The sequence below is a fragment of the Escherichia sp. E1130 genome (genome assembly GCF_005781065.1).
GTDB lineage: Bacteria > Pseudomonadota > Gammaproteobacteria > Enterobacterales > Enterobacteriaceae > Escherichia.
Genome location: NZ_VATL01000007.1, coordinates 34,023 through 54,641 on the forward strand (window position 1 = coordinate 34,023; position 20,619 = coordinate 54,641).

Below are 20,619 nucleotides of genomic sequence, written 5' to 3' on the forward strand. Positions count from 1 at the left end.
GCGGCTTTTTTTTATTATGTGATCGTTATGACCTATCCGATAGATTCAGGCCGCTTACTGCGGCGTCTGTTAACGCATGTTGCCTTGGTGGCGCTCCTTTCAGGATGCGCGTATCTCCCTCATAAACCGTTGGTCGAAGGGGCAACATCTGTGACGCCGCAGATCCCGTATCAGCCTGCTAATAATGGCGCGATTTTTCAGCCTGGCAGCACGATGAATTATGGCTTTCAGCCGATGTTTGAAGATCGTCGCCCAAGAAATGTGGGTGATACGTTGACCATCGTGTTGCAGGAAAATGTCAGTGCCAGCAAAAGTTCGTCTGCCAATTCCTCTCATGGCGGCTCGACGGGACTTTCGTTCAAGACCATTCCGCACTTTATAGAAGGATTGTTTGGTGGCGATCGGGCTAATGCGGATATCAGCGGCAAAAATGAATTCTCGGGTAAAGGCGGTGCGGCTGCTCGAAATACTTTCAGCGGTACGCTCACCGTCACGGTCAGCGATGTCCTCGCCAACGGCAACCTGCGCGTGGTTGGAGAAAAGCAAATAGCGATAAACCAGGGTACTGAGTTTATCCGTTTCACCGGGGTGGTTAACCCACGGACGATCAGTGGTAGCAATACGGTGGTTTCCACGCAGGTTGCCGATGCGCGTATCGAATATGTTGGTAACGGTTACATCAACGAAGCCGAACAAATGGGCTGGTTACAGCGTCTGTTCCTGAATCTTTCTCCGTTCTAAAGGTGCCGGTGATGAATCGTTATTTTTGGCATAAATTTACCCGTCTGACCGGCCTTTTATTGTTAATTATGCTCTCCCTGTCGGTCAGGGCAGAGCGTATCCGCGATTTGGCGTCGTTGTCAGGTGTGCGTGGTAACTCTCTGATGGGGTACGGTCTGGTCGTTGGTCTGGATGGTACAGGCGACCAGACCATGCAAACACCGTTTACGACGCAGACGCTGAACAACATGCTTTCGCAGCTGGGGATCACCGTCCCGCCTGGTTCCAGTATGCAGTTGAAAAACGTTGCTGCAGTAATGGTAACGGCAGAGCTGCCGCCTTTTGCCCGAGCGGGTGAAAAATTTGATGTGGTTGTCTCTTCGATGGGGAACGCCAAAAGTTTGCGTGGCGGCACATTGCTGATGACGCCGCTGAAAGGCGCGGATAATCAGATTTATGCGCTGGCGCAGGGAAACTTGTTGGTTTCCGGTGCCGGTGCTCAGAGTCGTGGAAGCAGCGTACAGGTGAATCAGCTCAACGGCGCACGCATTACCGACGGCGCAACCGTTGAACGTGAAGTGCCGATGAATTATGCCAGCCAGAGTCCGTTAAAACTGCTGCTTAACGAGAGTGACTTCTCCCTTGCCCAGAAGATCAGTGACACCATTAATCGCCGTTTCTATTCCGCTGCGGTGGCTGAAGATGCGCGGACGGTAAAACTGTATGTGCCAAATGGCGCGGCTGCCAGAGTCCGTTTCCTGGCAGCGGTTATGGATTTGTCACTACAGGCTGGTTCCGGAGATGCTCGCGTCATTATCAATTCCCGTACCGGATCGGTGGTCATTAATCGTCATGTCACGCTTGATACCTGTGCTGTTGCCCAAGGCGATTTGAGTGTCGATATCTCTCATACCAACCAGGTGAGCCAACCGAACACGCCATTGGCTGGCGGACAGACGGTGGTTGTGCCGGAGTCTCAAGTCTCTGTTCGTGAACAGGGCGGCTCTCTGCAACGTGTCAGCACCAGTGCCGATTTAAGCCACGTCGTACGTGCGCTGAACAGTCTTGGCGCAACGCCTAATGATTTGATGGCGATCCTGCAAGCAATGGATGATGCCGGTTGCCTGCACGCACGTCTGGAGATTAATTAATGAACAGCTTGTCAATGATATCTAATGGTGCCGCATTTGATGAACATAGCCTTGACGGGCTTAAGCGGGACGTAAAAAGTAATTCGGCAAACGGTCTGAGAGTGGCGGCACAACAGCTCGAAGGGTTGTTTGTACAGATGATGCTGAAAAGTATGCGCGACGCCTCGTTGGGAAGTGGGGCGATGGATTCACAACAGTCTGCGATGTTTACTTCGATGTTCGATCAGCAAATTTCGCAGAATATCGCGCAAACGGGGAGACTGGGATTTGCGGATCAGATAGTCGCCCAGATGGGCGGTGGTCTTCATCCGCATACCGCCACTTCTCAGCCTTTTGTTCCGTCTACGTCGCATTTTAATGCGGCTCTGCCTCATTCACCGGCGCACCCTTTCTCGCTATCGCAATTAGTGCCTCGTGCCGTTCGGAATTTGCCCGAAACGGCGATGCGAGAAGGGGGAAGTTTTATTTCGCGCTTGCTGCAACCCGCTTTGGCCGTGGCCCGTAAAAGTGGCATCCCGCATCAGCTTATTATTGCGCAGGCTGCGCTCGAATCAGGCTGGGGAAATCGTGAAATCCCCACGCAAAGCGGCAAACCCAGCCATAACCTGTTTGGCATAAAAGCCGCATCTGACTGGCACGGTGAAACGACGGAAATTACCACCACAGAATATAAAAATGGCGTGGCCAATAAAACCAAAGCGCGATTTAAGGTTTATCCCTCTTATGCGGAGGCGCTGGAGGACTATGCTTCATTACTGGTTAATAACCCGCGTTACCGCCATGTCTGCAATGCCGTAAAACCAGAGGCGGCGGCAAAAGCGCTTCAGTCAGCTGGTTATGCAACCGATCCTTCATATGCACATAAATTAATTAATATTATTCATCAGGTTAAAGGTCAGTCTGATCAAGTTGTGAACGCCTATACCACGGACCTTTCATCAATATTTTAAATACGGCCTTTAGGGAATTTCACTCAGGCCGATTTATTAATAAAGCAGCGTTTTTTATAACCTAAAGATTTCAATCAGCGTCTACATGGCGGGTACTTTATGAATTTATTATATCTGGCTCAGAATGGATTAAGTGCGGCGCAGTGTGCCCTTAACGTGGTCGGAAACAACCTGACGAATGCCGTAACGGTAGGGTATAGCCGTCAAAATATCCTGTTTGGGGAAGCGGGCGGTCAGTCTACTAATTATGGTTTTTTTGGCTATGGTGTCGCCGTGGATGACGTTCAGCGTATGTATGATGGGTTCCTGAATAACCAGGTACGTGGCGCAACAACAGAGTTTAGCACCATGCAGGGCCGCTATCAGCAGGTCAGCCAGATAGATGACATGTTAGGAGATGACACTAATAACATCTCTACGACGCTTGGCAATATGTTTACGGCGATGGAAGGGGTCAGTAAAAACCCGACCGATCCGGCTGCGCGCCAGGGCGTATTGTCGCAATTTGATGCCCTTGCTAATCAGTTTCGTACCGACAGCAAGACCCTGAACGGCCTTGATAAAAATACCAACACGCAAATCAGCCAAAGCGTTGACGATATCAACTCTTGTACTACTCAGTTAGCAAAACTGAATGCGGAGATCGAGAAGATTCATGGTCAGACGGGCGGAATGCCTTCCGATTTGCTCGATAAACGCGATCAACTGCTAAGTAAACTGAGTACGCAGATCGGCATTAACGTCACGGAAAATAAAGAAACGGGCAGTGTAAATGTCTCAATGCAAAATGGCATGTCACTGGTCAATGACAGCAAGTCCTGCAATTTAAAAGTTATCCCGTCAGATAAAAATCCTACTCAGATGAAAGTTGCTTACATTGATGCAACCGGTAATCCCCAGCCGCTGGATGAAGATGCCACAACCGGTAATCTCGGCGGTTTGTTTAAATTCCGTAATACCGATCTGGTGGATGCCCGTAATCAGCTTAATCAGTTAGCGCTGAAAATGGCGTCGAAATTCAACGAGGTCAATAAAGCTGGCTTTGATCATAACGGTAATGCCGGCGGTGATATTTTCAGTCTCAGTGCTCCGCAGGCAACAGGTTATAACTCTAATAGCGGCGGTGCTTCCCTGGGGGTGACCATAGATAACGCCTCAGCGGTTAACGCCGAGGATTATACCATCACCTGGAATGGTACTTCTAATGCCTGGGAAGTTAAAAACAGCGAAGGCAAAGCCGTTACGACAACCGCCGGACCTGGTGGTTCGCTTTCCTTTGATGGCATCACCGTAACGCCGACAGGAACACCCAATAATGGTGACAGCTTCACGCTGAATCCTGTCTCTGGCGCAGCAGATAGCATCAAGGTAGCGATTACCGATGGTGATGGGATTGCAGCCTCCAGTTCGGCTGATCCGACAGACGTGAACAACAACGAAAATATTAAGAATCTGATTGGCCTTAAGGATGAAAATATTGTCGGTGATATGACCCTGACCGGCGCTTATGCCAACTTGGTAAGCTCTGTGGGATCGACGGTCAGCACCCTTCAGGCAGAACAGGATACCGCCGGAAAAGCCTGTGACCAGTGGGCAATGCAACAGCAGGCGGTTTCCGGGGTGGATATGAATGAGGAATACGTCAATTTACAGATGTTTTCTCAATATTATCAGGCCAATGCCGAAGTGCTTAAAACAGCTAACAGTCTTTTTGACACACTGTTAAGCCTTAAATAATACGTAACTGACAATATTATATTTGAGATAATCGCTATGCGCCTTAGCACCAGTTTTATGTATCAGCGTCAGTTAGACAGTATGTCTAAAGCCATGACCAATTATAACGATCTCTCCGTGCGCCTTTCTGCTGGTCAGACCCTGTTAAAACCGTCTGACGATCCGGGTCAGGCATCTCAGGCGGTGATGTATCAAAATGCGCTTTCACGTCTGGGTGAGTTTGATACTGCAAGAAAATATGCTCAGGATGCCCTCGGGCAGGAAGATAACACGCTGACGTCTATATCCAGCTTACTGACCGAAGACCTCTCCGGAAAAATTGTTCAGGCGGGATCTGAAACGTACAGCAAAGCAGACCGCGAAGCGCTGGCGACAGAGTTATCCGGGATCCGCAGCCGTTTGCTCGACCTGGCGAACAGCAAAAACAGTGACGGACAGTACATTTTTGCGGGCTATAAAACAGGTGCAGCACCGTTTAAAGTCGATGGTAGCTACGTTGGCGGTACGACGGCAATGACGCAGAATGTGTCCGACAGTACGGAAATGCAGGTCGGTACGACAGGTGATGCGCTTTTCCCGACTGATGCGGGAACGGGGGATAATATCCTGCAATCCCTACAGAAAACCATTGATGCGTTAAATAATCTGCCAGAAAACCCGACCAGCGCTGATCGTCAAACGTTTGAAGCGACAATTGGGCAAACCAATACTGATGTACATAAAGCCATTGATAACCTGGGAAAAATCCAGGCGCGTGTAGGCTCAAGTCTGCAACAGCTGGAAACGCTGGGAAGCAGTGCTGATACTCAGGCGATTACCGTACAGAGTCGACTGCAGGAATCAACCGGTTCTGACTGGGACACCATGATCAGCGTATTATCTGAATCAAAAATGTCTGAGTTTGCTTTAAATTCATCCATGAGCGTTTTTCAGGCAATGCAGCAGCTTTCTATATTCAAAACGCTTGGGTAAATATTTAACCCAGACCTGATTCAGGGAAGGGTAAATATAGCTATTATTAGGGTAATCATTTACCAGTAGGGTATTTTTTACTTTGGTTAAGAAATCATGTTAAAACACTTTAATATTTCGACCTGGATGAATATCCTGCTGGGTATGTTCATCTTATTTCTCGTATTGGTATCCGGTTTGAGTTATGTGAACTCAAATAACGCATCAAGGAATTTTGACAGAGCTATCTTATCTCTGGATAAAAATGAATCTCTGATGATGGCGGCTATCTATACGCTTGACAGTTTCAGCGGAATTAATTCGCTGATGATGCATAATATTACCAAACAAGAAATTACTCAGGATGAAATAGATACTTATCGTGATGTGTTAAATAAATCACGTAAGCTAATCAGCCAGTTTATGGATAAGCCGTTCACCACCCAGGAAGAACATAACCGGGCGCTGGTTGTCAAAAAAAGCTTTGAGGATGCTCTGGACAGAGAAACCAATAAAATGGGATTCATCACGCATCCGGAAGATTATCCAGGCAATATCGTTGCTGACGATATGGATGTGCAACATGCGCTACGCACCAGTATTGACGCTTATCTGGACGAAGCCGCCCGTGTTACCAGCAAATTTAATGTCGAGTCAGACATAGAAACGCAAAGAATAACCACCATCTCGGTGATCACGCTATTGCTGGGCTTTGTAATATTTTTAATTTCGCGGATCTGGTTGAAACGCAATCTTTTTCAACGACTTGATATGGCAAAAGAGGCGTTCAGGGCAATCGCCAGCGGCGATCTGAGCCATCAGACAAAAATTGGTAATCTGAATGAAATCGGCTTAATGCTGGCTGAAGTTGAAAAAATGCGTTTGTCGCTGACGGAAACGGTTAATGGCATCCGTGGCGGCGTGAAGCAGATTTACCATAATGTTCATGAAATTGCTAATAGTAACAATGACTTGTCATCACGTACGGAAGAACAGGCTTCTGCACTTCAGCAAACTGCTGCCAGTATGGAAGAGCTAAAAATCACCGTTCGTCAGAACGCCGATAACGCCCACAGCGCCAGACAACTTGCAGAGAGCGCCAGCATTAGCGCACGCAACGGCGGTGATGTGATGAGTAATCTTGACGGAATTATGCGAGAAATATCAGATAGTTCTCGTCAGATTGCAGATATCAACGGCGTTATCGACAGCATTGCTAATCAGACCAATATTCTGGCGTTGAACGCGGCAGTAGAAGCGGCGCGTGCAGGTGAACAGGGGCGCGGGTTTGCCGTTGTTGCCGGTGAAGTTCGCAACCTGGCTAAACGTAGCGCAGATGCAGCAAAAGAGATTCGTTTACTGATTAATACCTGTGTCGCCAACATGAATACCGGTTCTCAGGAAATGGTTGTCGCCGGGGAATCGATGAAGGAGATCGTCAGATCTGTCATTCAGGTTACTGATATCATGGCAGAAATAACCTCAGCTTCTGATGAGCAAAGTATCGGCATAAGCCAGATTGCGCAGGCAATCAATGAAATGGATCTGGTTACGCAACAAAATGCGGCGATGGTAGAGCAGGCCGCTAAAACCACCAGTGATGTCGAAACGAATGCCGGGGAACTGGATAATATGGTTTCTTCTTTTGTTGTCGAAGAAGAAAAAGATAAACGTTCCTGGAATGTTAAAAAACAAACCAGAAAACATGTATTACCTGATGTATCGAAAAAAACACCAATTCAGTCAGATGATGAGTGGGAATCGTTCTAAATTAAAATAATAGCAAGATACATATCAGGATAATTATTAGGTATATAAAAATGAATTTACTTTTGATTATTGAAGTTCTGATATGTTTCACTTTAATCGCTTTTATCAGGCTATGTGATTGCCCGGGAATGTCGAATAATAAGCCTTCATTGTAATAATACGGAATATGGTAAAGTGAAGGGGTTATATAATCTGGCTGTAACATATAATAAGAGTAATTTATGGGCGCAATTTGGCGGATTGGTACGCCACGAAGCCCTTAAATTGCAAGCTCGACTCCCTGCCGGGGTTGAACTGGATGACCTGATGCAGGCAGGTGCAATAGCAGTGATGAACGCAGTCGATCAGTTTGATCCCAGTATGGGGGTGAAACTGAAAGTTTTTCTGGCGCAGCGTGTTCGCTGGGCATTCATTGATGAACTGCGTGAAAATGACTGGGCGCCGCGCCGCATACGGCGAAAATCGCGTGAAGTTAGCGCTGCGATAGCTCGCGTGGAACAGCGAACCGGCAATGCAGCGACAGAACAAGAAGTCGCAGCCGAACTGGAAATGTCGCTGCAGGATTACCAGACTGTTTTACAGGAAACAAATTCAAGCCTGATATGTTCGCTTGATGAGCTGATGGAAGATGGGGGTGAAGGGTTTGAACTTTCTGAATGTCAAACTGACGAGGAAAATCCTCTGAATGATATTCTGCGTAAAGATCTTATGCAGAAAATTAGCGAAGAAATTCAGCTGTTACCAGAGCGTGAGCAGTTTCTATTAAACCTGTATTATCAGCAGGATCTTAATATGAAAGAGATTGGCCTCTTGTTATCTGTTACAGAAACACGCATCAGCCAATTACACAGTCAGATAATCAAAAGATTAAGAGCAAGGCTTGAAATGCATGCAGATATTAATCTGCAATAACTAGATGTCCTGAGGTTGGTCATTCAGTTACAGATATTATTATCTAATATGTGATTGTCGTACCTCCTGTACAGATATGCAACCATGAGCATTCGCCTATCGTGATTTTATTACCACGATAGAGATTTCTCATTGTCGTTGTTTGCGCTGTCGTCGGGATGTTCGGTAGTTTTTCATCGTAGTGAACATCTCTGTCAGCCTTTTTTATACCAGGCATGACCGATGGTAAGGAGCGAACATGCTTGTTTTATTGGGATATTTTGTAGTTTTTTTGACTGTGTTTGGTGGTTATGTCCTCGCCGGAGGATATCTGATGTCATTATATCAGCCTACCGAATTTGTGATTATCGCTGGCGCAGGTCTGGGTGCATTTATCGTTGGTAATAATGGCAAGGCTATTCGTTCAACTATCAAAACATTTCCTGTCTTATTCCGGGCTAAGGCACTTTATTCAAAAGAAATGTACATGGATTTACTGGCCATGATGTTTTTACTGCTAAGTAAAGGACGTCAAAAAGGGTTAATGTCACTGGAGAATGATATTGAAGATCCTGAAAGCAGTGATATTTTTTCTTCTTATCCCCGCTTATTGAAAGATAAAAGCGTGATGAATTTTATGGTTGATTACCTGCGACTGATGATCAGTGGCAGTATGAACGCCTTTGAAATGGAATCTTTAATGGATGAGGAAATTGAAACCTGCGAAATGGAATATGAAACAACGGTTCACAGTTTGCAGACTGCAGGTGATGCTTTACCGGCATTCGGTATTGTGGCGGCCGTTATGGGGGTCGTAAACGCCCTTAGCGCAGTAGACAAACCCGCCGCTGAACTTGGTGCTTTGATAGCCCATGCGATGGTGGGAACCTTTTTAGGGATCCTGTTGGCCTATGGTTTGGTGCTTCCGCTGGCGTCTCTGTTACGGCAGAAAAGTGCCGAGCAAATAAAAATGCTTCAGTGTATTAAAACCACGTTGCTGTCATGTATTCATGGTTCTGCGCCGCAAATTGCGGTTGAGTTCGGTCGAAAAACCCTCTTTACCAGCGAACGTCCGGGCTTTGCCGAGCTTGAGGAACATGTTCGCCAGGCGAAATATTCGGCCAATAATTCTTCCACAGGTGAGGCCCCATGAAGAACAACGGGACCGGCAACATTATTGTTGTAAGACGCTCAGGTAATAAAAAAGAAGGTTTACATGGTGGTTCGTGGAAAATCGCTTATGCCGATTTTATGACTGCCATGATGTCCTTTTTTCTGGTTATGTGGCTGGTTTCTTCCTCAACGCCAGAACAGCGTCATCAGCTTGCTGAGTATTTCAAAATACCTATCGGCGTACCTATGGCCGAACATGGCGACAAAAGTAGTCAGAGCCAAAGTGTTATTCCTGGCGGTGGCGAGGATGTTGTTCATCAGGATGGGGAAGTTCAGAAAGCTGTTTTGCAAAAGCAGGAAGATCATTTCTATTCGGGAAATAAAACGCTGAAGCATGCAGAGTCAAAGCTGCAAGGCATCATGAAGACGGACACCCGTCTGAACAAATTCCGTTCAAATTTACGCTTATCGTTGACCCCGAATGGACTGTTGATACAGATAACGGACAGCCAGGAACGCCCGATGTTTAAAGTCGGTAGCTGGACACCGGAAACTTATATGGTCGGAATTCTGGAGGCATTAGTGCCTGTTCTGAACCAATTACCGAATCACATAATGGTAACCGGACATACTGATTCGTTGCCTTATGCTGGCGGTGAAGCTGGCTATAGCAACTGGGAACTTTCCGTTGATCGTGCTAACGCGGCGAGAAGGATACTTATTAATCATGGTCTGGAAGTTGGCAAATTCTTACAGGTTATCGGTGATGCTGACAGTATGAATCAGACCGGTACAGCGAAAGACGATCCCGTCAACCGTCGCATCAGTATCCTCGTGCTGAGTGAAGAGAAAGAACAAGAAATTATGAACGAGGATAAGTTGCTTAACAGTGATGTGACAGAACAAAAAACCTTTGCGCCATCTAGTACATCTGATATTGCGCCATCCAGCAACCCTGGCACCGCTAACCCGCCGTTACACCCCGCGTCCGAAATTCCTGTTCAGGAGAAGACGAAATAAGATGGATATCAGCGATTTTTATCAGACTTTCTTTGATGAAGCCGATGAGCTATTGGCAGATATGGAAGGGCATTTGCTTGAGCTTAATCCGCGAACGCCTGATAAGGAAAGCCTGAACGCTATCTTCCGAGCCGCTCATTCGATTAAAGGCGGCGCGGGGACATTTGGTTTTACCATATTGCAGGAAACAACGCATATTCTGGAAAATATTCTGGATGATGCCCGCAGCGGAAAACTCCAGCTCAATGAAGGCATCATTAATCTTTTTTTAGAAAGTAAGGATATTATGCAGGATCAACTTGATGCATATAAATCTTCCCGCTCGCCGGATGAGGACAGCTACCGGTATATTTGCGAGGCACTGAGACAGATGGCCCTGGAATCCAGGGGGGGCACTGTTAATAACAACACTCAGTCCGAGCCGATAAAAGAAAGTAAAAAAGATACAGGAACGGGAGAAGATATTTTAAAGATTACCCTCAGGGATCTGGGAGAAAAGGATTTCGAACCTCTTGTTGAGGAACTTAAAAATCTTGGCGAGTTGCAGGATCTTAAAATTGAGAAAAGCAGCCTGCAGGCTCGTATGTTTACCACTACCGCTGCGGATGATATTCTGGCGGTATTATGTTTTATTCTGGAACCAGAACAAATCACAATTGATGTTTGTGATGACGATTTTGTAGAAAATACCTGTCCGGATACAGGCGGTGTTGCGGGAGAAACAAACGATAGTGGATTTTCTGCAACAGCCAGTTCCCCGACTGGCGCTGCGCCAGCAAGAAAACTGCGTGGTGCCAGCGAATCCCGTAAACAAGGTACTGAATCCGGTAGTATTCGTGTCGCCGTAGAAAAAGTAGATCAGATAATTAACCAGGTCGGTGAACTTATTATCACCCAGACCATGCTTACACAGTTATCTGCGGGGCTGGATCCTGCTCAGTACGATTCGCTGATTAACAGTATTGCGCAACTCGAACGTAATGCACGGGATTTGCAGGCATCGGTGATGTCGATCCGTATGATGCCGATGGAATATGTCTTCAGCCGTTTTCCGCGTTTAGTTCATGATCTTGCTAATAAATTAAATAAACAGGTAGAACTGACGCTGTGGGGCGGTTCTGCTGAACTGGATAAAAGTTTAATCGAACGCATTATCGACCCTCTTACACATCTGGTACGTAATAGTCTGGATCACGGTATTGAGCCGATTGATGTCAGGCTCGCTAATGGTAAACCTGCTACCGGTAGCCTGACGCTATCGGCAGAGCACCACGGCGGTAATATTGTTATCGAAGTCGTGGATGATGGCGCCGGCCTCAACAGAGAAAAAATCCTTAATCGCGCTCATGCGCAGGGCGTCGCTATTAGTGATAACCCCAGCGATGAAGAAGTCTGGATGCTCATTTTTGCAGCGGGTTTCTCCACCGCAGAGAAAGTTACCGATGTCTCCGGTCGTGGTGTTGGTATGGATGTCGTGAAACGAAACATTCAGGATATGGGCGGCCATGTGACAATCCATTCAGAGCAGGGGCGTGGAACCACTATCCGGATAATATTACCTCTGACGCTGGCAATTCTGGACGGTATGTCTGTACGCGTTGGGTCAGAAATTTATGTTCTTCCGCTTGGCGCAGTGATGGAATCGCTGATGTTACTGGAAATGCCGTTAAACAGAATGTCCGGCGGTGAGCTGGTATTGAAAGTCAGAGAGGAATATCTGGCCCTCATAGAGCTGAATAATCTTTTCGGTATCCAGAGTGATTTACAGAGTGTAAATGAAGGTATTGCGGTCGTCGTGCAAAGTGCTGGCGTTCGTTATGCGCTACTGGTTGATCAACTGATTGGTCAGCATCAGGTTGTCGTCAAAAATCTCGAACAAAACTATCGTAAGGTGCCGGGAATTGCTGCTGCCACTATTCTGGGGGACGGCAGCGTAGCTATGATCCTGGATGTTGCTGCGCTTTATTCCAGAACAGCAATGACGCCTGCAATAGTGGATTCCGGCAAGGTTCTCAATTAAGGAATACATTATGAAACTCACAGATAACGATAAGCAGTCGGCAAAAGAAAATGTCGGTAATGAATATTTAATTTTTACTCTTGGACAAGAAGAGTATGGGATCGAGATATTAAAGGTTCAGGAAATTCGCGGCTATGAACGTGTTACACGCATTGCGAATACCCCTGATTTTATTGCCGGTGTGACAAACCTTCGCGGCGTTATTGTACCTGTAGTTGACTTTCGCGTTAAATTTCATCTCGACACTGTCGCATTTGATGAAAACACAGTCGTTATCGTGTTAAGTTTTTCTAATAAAATAGTTGGGATAGTGGTCGATGGTGTCTCTGATGTGCTCTCCTTGTCACCCGAACAAATTCGCCCGGCACCTGATTTTAGTGGCGCAAAATTAGCTACGGATTACTTGCTTGGCTTAGGTACGCTTGATTCCAGAATGCTTATTCTCGTAGATATTGAAAAATTGCTTAACAGTGAAGAAATGCAATTGGTTGAGCGTACAGCAGAAATGTCAGTTGACTAAAATGTTGCTTTAGTAATTTTCATGCTTACAGGTCAGGTGAATAATGATTTTTTCATCAAAAATCAGCGAGAAGCTCAGGTTCTTACCTGACTCATTATCTCTAAAAACAACTTTTATTATTGCCGTTTCTTTTGTTGTTTTGCTCTTCACTATGTCAAATATTATAACATTATATCATTTTATTGAGATTAAGAATAACGTTTTCAGGCTAACGACAGGTTTAGATCAGATCAATAAATTGTCAAAGACACGGCAAGCGCTTGAACTTGTCTTTGAAGAATGGGATTACCGTGACAATAGTAAATCCATGCATAACATGGAATCTGCTAAAAATTATTTCCATGAGTATCTGAATGTAATTTCTGATGATGCTAAAGTTGGTTCGAAATCCACTCAGGCAGTCAGTAATGCTTTTGCAAATGTTGAAAAGGCGTTTAGTTCGGGTCGACTGAGTGAAGTGCAAAAAGAGGTCGATAATTTTGTTATTCAGGAAAATGCTCTGGATGATTATGTCTATAAATATGATGAGCCTGAAGCTAAGGATATTATTAACTGTCTGTTAACTGACTCTTATTATGTTAGTATATTCTCTTTCGGTTTTTGGATAATATTATCGGTTGTTGGCTGGCTATGGTTAAAAAATAAAGTATTCTCACGATTTGAATACATTAAAGAATGCTTTTCTTTAATTTCTAATGGCGAACTTAACCATACCTTAGACATCGGTCAGAAAAACGAAATTGGCGAAGTTATTGAGCAACTGGATACTATGCGGCTCAATTTAAGCGAAATCCTTACAACGTTTAAAAGTTCAATTGAATTAATCAGTGACAGTACTGATGAAATGGCGCATGGCAACAGCGACCTGTCAACTCGTACAGAGGAGCAGGCGGGGGCATTACAGCTTACGGCTGCCAATATGGAAGAGATTAGTACGACAGTCGCGCATAATGCTGACAACGCAAAAAAAGCGAATGAATTTGCCAGCGCGGCAAATACGACGGCACAGGAAGGGCTGACGGCGGCGCAGGCGGTTACGGAAACCATCCGTACTATTGAGCAAAGTGTTAAAAAGATATCGGAAATTAACAAAGTTGTGGATGACATCGCTCGCCAGACATATATCCTGGCGCTTAATGCTGCTGTTGAAGCGGCAAGAGCCGGAGATCATGGACGTGGATTTGCTGTCGTTGCCAGTGAAGTACGGCATCTGGCTCAAAACAGCGCCAGTGCGGCAAAAGAAATCAATGAATTGATAACCACAGCCGTTGAACATGTTAATACAGGCAATGCGCTGGCTTCCAATGCGGGTAAGACGATTAATGAAATGGTAGATGCCATTTATGATGTCAACAGCATTATGAATGATATCTCACAGGCGTCTGAAGAGCAGAGCAAGGGAATTCAGCAGGTTGCGTATGCACTGACTGAAATGGATAACGTGACGCAGCGTAATAGCATATTGGTCGGCGAATCGGAAACCATCGCACTGAGTCTGCATGATCAGGTCAGACAATTACAGGAAATGATCGCCTTCTTTAAATTACCGATTAATGATCTTTGATTATCCCCGATGCACATCAGATATAGCACCCTACCAGGGTGTTATATCTGCCATCGTTGTCGATAACTACGATTACTATTCCTGTTTTTCTCGTTACTACTCCTGGTTTGGACTGGTTAATTTTTAGTAGTAGGCTTAATCTATTTATATAGGATTAATATAAATGCCTTTATATTAGCCAGGGTAAACACCTGAGTTAATCTCATTAAATATCTTAAGTTGGTTTATTTTTGCTACAGATTTAACTTATTTTATGGTTAATAATATGGAAACAGATGCAACAATTGAAGAGGGTGTTAATATCTGCATATAACAAGCCGTTTTTTGGAGCTAATTTTATGCAGCAACCTGTCGTTCGAGTGGGCGAATGGTTAGTCAGTCCCGATGTTAATCAAATCAGCTGCAACGGGCGGCGGACAACACTCGAACCGCGATTAATCGATCTTCTGGTTTTTCTTGCTCATCACCCCGGAGAGGTGCTTACGCGCGATGAGTTGATTGACCATGTGTGGAAGCGTAATATCGTTACCAGCCACGTTGTAACACAATCTATTTCTGAATTACGCAAGTCATTAAAAAATGGCGATGATGATGAAAATAATGAATATATCGTTACTATCCCCAAGCGTGGATATAAACTCACCGCGCCGGTAATATGGTGTGCTGAAGAAATGGAATTGACGCCTGAACAATCCGATATTATGTCTGATACTCCGCCACCGACCAATGCCCCCACCATTACCGCACCTCAATTAACGGATAATCAGCCGCGTAAATATCATCATTTCCGTGTTGTTATCGTTTGGGCTATATTTTTACTAGCCGTGCTCAGTTGTGTATTTATGGTTGCAAAAACAGCAATTAAATCTAATTTAACGACGACCAATACTCAGCTTCTGCTGAATCCACTTGATATTGATATACACCTCGTTAATGGAAATGCATGTAATAACTGGAATTTACAGCTTTTTTATGCCGTTGGCTTAGGAAGCCTGGTGACATCCACGCTTAACACATTTTCTAATTATATGGTGCATGACAAAATAAACTACAGTGGCCATGTTTCGGGAAATTCAGGGAAAACGTTAACGCTGGAGTTTCTCAATCAACGTCACTATCGCGCACAGCAATGTTTTATGTCTGTCCGCCTGGTCGATCATGCGAACGGCGAGGTTATGCTGGATAAACGTTACTTCATTACGGGGTCTAATGAGGTTGCGATCCAGAATGATTTACTGAGCAATTTATCATCGGCGCTCTCGCTATCCTGGTCAGACAAAATGACGGAAATGATGAACCATTATCAACCCATTAAAAGTCAGTCTCTGGCACATTTTTTTGAAGCACATCAGTTGTTAATGCAGGGGGATGCTGCATCGCTAAACAAAGCCAGTGAAATCCTCGAAGACGTGGCGAAACAGTCCCCGGAATTTACCTATGTTAATGCTGAAAAAGCATTGATCGATATTTTTCGCCATACGCAGCAGTTGCTTGATGACAAACAGCTTAAAACGTTATATGCCTCGATGGAGAAAATTCGTAACAGCCCAGGGATCAAGGATTCAGCGATTTACTATCAGATTAAAACTGTCGATTTGTTAGATCGTGGCAACGTGGAGGAGGCGTATCAGGCAATTAATCTTGGTATCCGAAATGAGCTCTCCTGGCTAAACTATATCCTGCTGGGAAAAGTCTACGAAATGAAAGGCGAAAACCGTCTTGCTGCTGATGCCTATATTACCGCATTTAATTTGCGTCCTGGTGAAAACACGCTGTACTGGATTAAAAACGGAATATTCCAGACATCACTAAACCGCATCGTACCCTACCTTGAAAATTATTCTTCAGCAGAATAAATGAAGCCTTATCATATTTTTTCTTAAATAATATGATAAGGCGTTTTTTTCATGTCATCAGTCACCGTATTTATATTTTACGTAATCCATCATAAGTCAGATGAACTACGGTTTTATTCTTAAGAAAGTTACTTTAATTTGTTGATATTCAACAAGATTTATCTTTTCATGATAACCGTAGATAATCCAGATAACCTTTATGGTTCTCTAAAAAACATCATTTATATATCGTTTATTGTTTATTCATTTTATCTTTAGGACTTCATTCTCCTGAATTAGTACTCTTTTCTGTAGTCGGCCAGTCTGCAGCGTTGTTTACATGTTGACTAGTGCCTTGAATATTAAATCCAGGAGATTGAAAATATGAGTTCTGCCAAACAGATCGGGCTATTTGCCTGTACTGGCGTGGTAGCCGGTAATATGATGGGCAGCGGGATTGCATTATTACCCGCGAATCTTGCCAGCATTGGTGGTATTGCTATCTGGGGATGGATTATCTCTATTATTGGCGCGATGTCGCTGGCCTATGTTTATGCCCGCCTGGCGACCAAAAACCCGCAACAAGGTGGTCCAATTGCTTATGCGGGGGAAATATCTCCGGCATTCGGTTTCCAGACCGGTGTTCTTTATTACCATGCGAACTGGATCGGTAACCTTGCTATTGGTATTACCGCAGTCTCTTATCTTTCTACTTTCTTCCCTGTATTAAATAGCCCAATTCCAGCCGGCATTGCCTGTATTGCTATCGTCTGGATCTTTACGTTCGTCAACATGCTTGGCGGTACCTGGGTGAGTCGTTTGACGACGATTGGCCTGATACTGGTACTGATTCCTGTCGCGCTGACTGCTGTTATTGGCTGGCACTGGTTTGATCTGGCGACTTACCAGGCGAACTGGAACACCTCCGGTACGACTGACAGCCGCGCTGTGATTAACAGTATTCTGCTCTGCCTGTGGGCTTTCGTTGGCGTTGAATCTGCTGCGGTGAGCAGCGGCATGGTGAAGAATCCAAAACGCACCGTTCCGCTGGCAACCATGCTTGGCACGGCAATGGCCGGTATTGTTTATATTGCCGCAACCCAGGTGCTTTCCGGGATGTTCCCTGCCGACCGTATGGCTGCTTCTGGTGCTCCGTTCGCCGTTAGCGCCGCGACGATGTTTGGCGGCTGGGCCGCACCGGTGGTTTCTGCTTTTACCGCTTTCGCCTGTCTGACTTCCCTCGGTTCCTGGATGATGCTGGTTGGCCAGGCGGGTGTCCGTGCGGCAAACGACGGCAACTTCCCGAAAGTTTATGGTGATGTTGACAGTAATAACATCCCTAAAAAAGGCCTGCTGCTTGCAGCGGTGAAAATGACAGCCCTGATGGTGTTGATCACGGTGATGAACTCTACCGGTGGTAAAGCTTCTGACCTGTTTGGTGTGCTAACCGGGATCGCCGTGCTGTTAACCATGCTTCCTTACTTCTACTCCTGTGTTGATCTGATTCGTTTCGAAGGCGTCAACCTGCGTAACAGCGCCAGCCTGGTTTGTTCAGTGCTGGGTTGTGTCTTCTGCTTCATCGCTCTGTCAGGCGCCACGTCCTTCGAGCTGACCGGGACATTTATCGTCAGCCTGATAATCCTGATGTTTTACGGTCGTAAATTGCACCAGCGCGAACATGCTGCTGACGACGTTAGCAGCGTAGACACCCACTAATTCCCTTCGTTTCTCTGCGTTCCTCTCGTTCTCCCACAACGAGACGGGAGGAGCCAGCTCTATCAGGAGATATAAATATGAACGTTATCGCGATAATGAATCAGATGGGTGTTTACTTTAAAGAAGAGCCTATCCGTGAATTGCATTGCGCCCTTGAAAAACGGGGCTTCCACGTTGTCTATCCAAACGACCGCGAAGATCTGCTGAAGCTGATTGAAAATAATGCTCAACTTTGCGGCGTGATCTTCGACTGGGATAAGTACAATCTTGCTCTGTGCGAAGAAATCAGCGCCATGAATGAGTACATGCCACTGTATGCGTTTGCAAATACTCACTCTACCCTGGATGTCAGCCTTAACGAGCTGCGTATGCAGGTGCGTTTCTTCGAATACGCGCTGGGCGCGGCAGAAGATATCGCCTTAAAAATCAAGCAAAATACTGACGAATATATCGATACCATTCTGCCGCCACTGACCAAAGCCCTGTTCAAATATGTTCGTGAAGGTAAGTACACATTCTGTACCCCTGGTCATATGAGCGGTACGGCATTCCTGAAAAGCCCTGTCGGTAGCATTTTCTATGACTTCTTTGGTGCAAACACCATGAAATCAGACATCTCCATCTCGGTATCTGAGCTGGGATCTCTGCTGGATCACTCTGGTCCGCACAAAGAAGCGGAAGAGTATATTGCTCGCGTGTTCAACGCTGAACGCAGCTATATGGTCACCAACGGTACGTCAACCGCTAACAAAATCGTCGGTATGTATTCCGCTCCGGCGGGCAGCACTGTGCTGATTGACCGTAACTGCCACAAATCGCTGACCCATCTGATGATGATGAGCGATATTACGCCGATCTACTTCCGCCCGACCCGTAATGCTTACGGTATTTTAGGCGGTATTCCGCAGAGCGAATTTCAGCATGAAACCATCGCCAAACGCGTGCAAGAAACTCCGAATGCCACCTGGCCTGTACATGCTGTTATTACCAACTCGACTTATGACGGCCTGCTGTACAACACCGACTACATCAAGAAAACGCTGGACGTAAAATCCATCCACTTTGATTCCGCCTGGGTGCCTTACACCAATTTCTCGCCAATTTACAAAGGTAAATGCGGGATGAGCGGTGGTCGTGTTGAAGGTAAAGTGATTTACGAAACTCAGTCTACGCATAAATTGCTCGCAGCGTTTTCTCAGGCATCCATGATCCATGTGAAAGGGGATGTCAACGAAGAGACGTTCAGCGAAGCCTATATGATGCACACCACGACTTCACCGCACTACGGTATTGTCGCATCGACTGAAACGGCTGCGGCAATGATGAAAGGTAATGCCGGTAAGCGTCTGATTGATGGCTCTATTAATCGTGCAATCAGGTTCCGTAAAGAGATTAAACGCTTAAAAGGTGAATCAGAAGGTTGGTTCTTTGATGTCTGGCAGCCAGAGCAGATTGACCAGGTTGAATGCTGGCCGCTCAATTCTGACAACGGCTGGCATGGTTTCCAGAACATTGACAACGAGCATATGTATCTGGACCCGATCAAAGTCACTCTGCTGACGCCGGGTATGACGAAAGACGGCACGATGGACGATTTCGGTATTCCAGCGAGCATTGTGGCGAAATACCTTGATGAGCATGGCATTATCGTTGAGAAAACCGGTCCTTATAACCTGCTCTTCCTCTTCAGCATTGGTATCGATAAAACCAAAGCTCTGAGCCTGTTGCGTGGTCTGACCGAGTTCAAACGCGCCTTTGATTTAAACCTGCGTGTGAAAAACATGCTGCCGTCACTGTATCAGGAAGATCCTGAATTCTATGAAGACATGCGTATTCAGGAACTGGCACAGAATATTCATAAACTGATTTCTCACCATAATTTGCCGGATCTGATGTATCGCGCGTTCGAAGTTCTGCCTGAAATGGTGGTAACGCCGTATCGTGCATTCCAGAAAGAACTGCATAGCGAAGTGGAAGAAGTTTATCTGGATGACATGGTCGGTCGCGTGAACGCCAATATGATCCTGCCGTATCCTCCGGGTGTACCGCTGGTGATGCCTGGCGAAATGATCACCGCTGAAAGCCGTCCGGTACTGGAGTTCCTGCAGATGCTGTGTGAAATTGGCGCGCATTATCCGGGCTTTGAAACCGATATTCATGGTGCGTATCGCCAGGCCGATGGCCGTTATACCGTGAAAGTACTTAAGTAATTAAAGTAGTAAATTGATATAACAGTTTATTTCCTTCTGTCTTATATCGATCTATTGGAAGGGGCCGGTGAATACATGCTGTCGTTCACCGGCTTTATTTTTTTCCGCTGCTCATTCCTCTTTAGCAATATTCTCAACATCTCCTGGCCGTTAAACTAAGGCCAAATCCTGATGGTTTTCTCTTACGCTGAGTGTCAGTATGTGATAGTGCGCATACTACAAAAAAGTTAATTTCGAGAAGAAAATTAAACATAATTAAGAAATAAGATAAAAACTTTCTTTTCACCCAGAAAAGTATTGTAGATAAATGTTGCTCTGTAAAATATATACCTGCTATTAACCAGCACAGAAAAAGGAGAAGCAAGATGGAAGGATATGAGATTATGTTCAGTAACCGAAAAATTAAGTTTAGTCATCAGGTATCGATCAGTTTGTTACTCGGCGTTATCGG

The 20,619-nt window shown here is 45.6% G+C and carries 15 protein-coding genes; all 15 read left to right on the forward strand.

What is annotated here, in order from left to right:
• The first annotated feature begins 27 nt into the window (after positions 1-27).
• Positions 28-741: a flagellar basal body L-ring protein FlgH gene (locus FEK66_RS07700; RefSeq protein ID WP_135495492.1), complete on the forward strand. Its 714-nt coding sequence runs from the start codon at positions 28-30 to the stop codon at positions 739-741.
• A 68-nt stretch (positions 742-809) separates the two neighbouring features.
• Positions 810-1,871, forward strand: a complete 1,062-nt coding sequence (locus FEK66_RS07705) for a flagellar basal body P-ring protein FlgI (protein WP_276606382.1) — start codon at positions 810-812, stop codon at positions 1,869-1,871.
• Complete coding sequence (flgJ, locus tag FEK66_RS07710) at positions 1,871-2,821, forward strand: flagellar assembly peptidoglycan hydrolase FlgJ (protein WP_135491829.1); 951 nt, start codon at positions 1,871-1,873, stop codon at positions 2,819-2,821. Before FEK66_RS07705 ends, flgJ begins: the two co-directional genes overlap by 1 nt.
• Before the next feature lie 99 nt (positions 2,822-2,920).
• Positions 2,921-4,558: a flagellar hook-associated protein FlgK gene (gene flgK, locus FEK66_RS07715; protein ID WP_135491828.1), complete on the forward strand. Its 1,638-nt coding sequence runs from the start codon at positions 2,921-2,923 to the stop codon at positions 4,556-4,558.
• 36 nt (positions 4,559-4,594) lie between these two features.
• Entirely contained in the window at positions 4,595-5,530 is a 936-nt protein-coding gene (gene flgL / locus FEK66_RS07720; RefSeq protein WP_135491827.1) for a flagellar hook-associated protein FlgL, read from the forward strand.
• 96 nt (positions 5,531-5,626) lie between these two features.
• Positions 5,627-7,279, forward strand: a complete 1,653-nt coding sequence (locus FEK66_RS26190; protein WP_135491826.1) for a methyl-accepting chemotaxis protein — start codon at positions 5,627-5,629, stop codon at positions 7,277-7,279.
• Positions 7,280-7,453: 174 nt separating this feature from the next.
• Positions 7,454-8,191: an RNA polymerase sigma factor FliA gene (locus FEK66_RS07730; protein WP_135495491.1), complete on the forward strand. Its 738-nt coding sequence runs from the start codon at positions 7,454-7,456 to the stop codon at positions 8,189-8,191.
• Positions 8,192-8,429: 238 nt separating this feature from the next.
• Positions 8,430-9,323 carry a flagellar motor stator protein MotA gene (gene motA, locus FEK66_RS07735; RefSeq protein ID WP_135491825.1) on the forward strand — a complete coding sequence of 298 codons (894 nt, stop codon included), beginning with the start codon at positions 8,430-8,432 and terminating at the stop codon, positions 9,321-9,323.
• Positions 9,320-10,303, forward strand: a complete 984-nt coding sequence (gene motB, locus FEK66_RS07740) for a flagellar motor protein MotB (RefSeq protein WP_135495490.1) — start codon at positions 9,320-9,322, stop codon at positions 10,301-10,303. Before motA ends, motB begins: the two co-directional genes overlap by 4 nt.
• A 1-nt stretch (position 10,304) precedes the next feature.
• Positions 10,305-12,323: a chemotaxis protein CheA gene (gene cheA / locus FEK66_RS07745; protein ID WP_135495489.1), complete on the forward strand. Its 2,019-nt coding sequence runs from the start codon at positions 10,305-10,307 to the stop codon at positions 12,321-12,323.
• Positions 12,324-12,333: 10 nt separating this feature from the next.
• Entirely contained in the window at positions 12,334-12,843 is a 510-nt protein-coding gene (locus FEK66_RS07750; protein ID WP_135495488.1) for a chemotaxis protein CheW, read from the forward strand.
• Positions 12,844-12,886: 43 nt separating this feature from the next.
• Positions 12,887-14,407 carry a methyl-accepting chemotaxis protein gene (locus tag FEK66_RS07755; protein WP_135381291.1) on the forward strand — a complete coding sequence of 507 codons (1,521 nt, stop codon included), beginning with the start codon at positions 12,887-12,889 and terminating at the stop codon, positions 14,405-14,407.
• 338 nt (positions 14,408-14,745) lie between these two features.
• Positions 14,746-16,263, forward strand: coding sequence for a lysine decarboxylation/transport transcriptional activator CadC (gene cadC / locus FEK66_RS07760; RefSeq protein WP_130236390.1), 1,518 nt, complete (start codon positions 14,746-14,748; stop codon positions 16,261-16,263).
• 363 nt (positions 16,264-16,626) lie between these two features.
• Positions 16,627-17,958, forward strand: coding sequence for a cadaverine/lysine antiporter (gene cadB, locus FEK66_RS07765; protein ID WP_130236378.1), 1,332 nt, complete (start codon positions 16,627-16,629; stop codon positions 17,956-17,958).
• Between the two features lie 77 nt (positions 17,959-18,035).
• The gene (cadA, locus tag FEK66_RS07770) at positions 18,036-20,168 is read left to right on the forward strand and encodes a lysine decarboxylase CadA (RefSeq protein ID WP_130209511.1); all 2,133 of its coding nucleotides are present in this window, start codon (positions 18,036-18,038) and stop codon (positions 20,166-20,168) included.
• Positions 20,169-20,619: the final 451 nt, after the last annotated feature.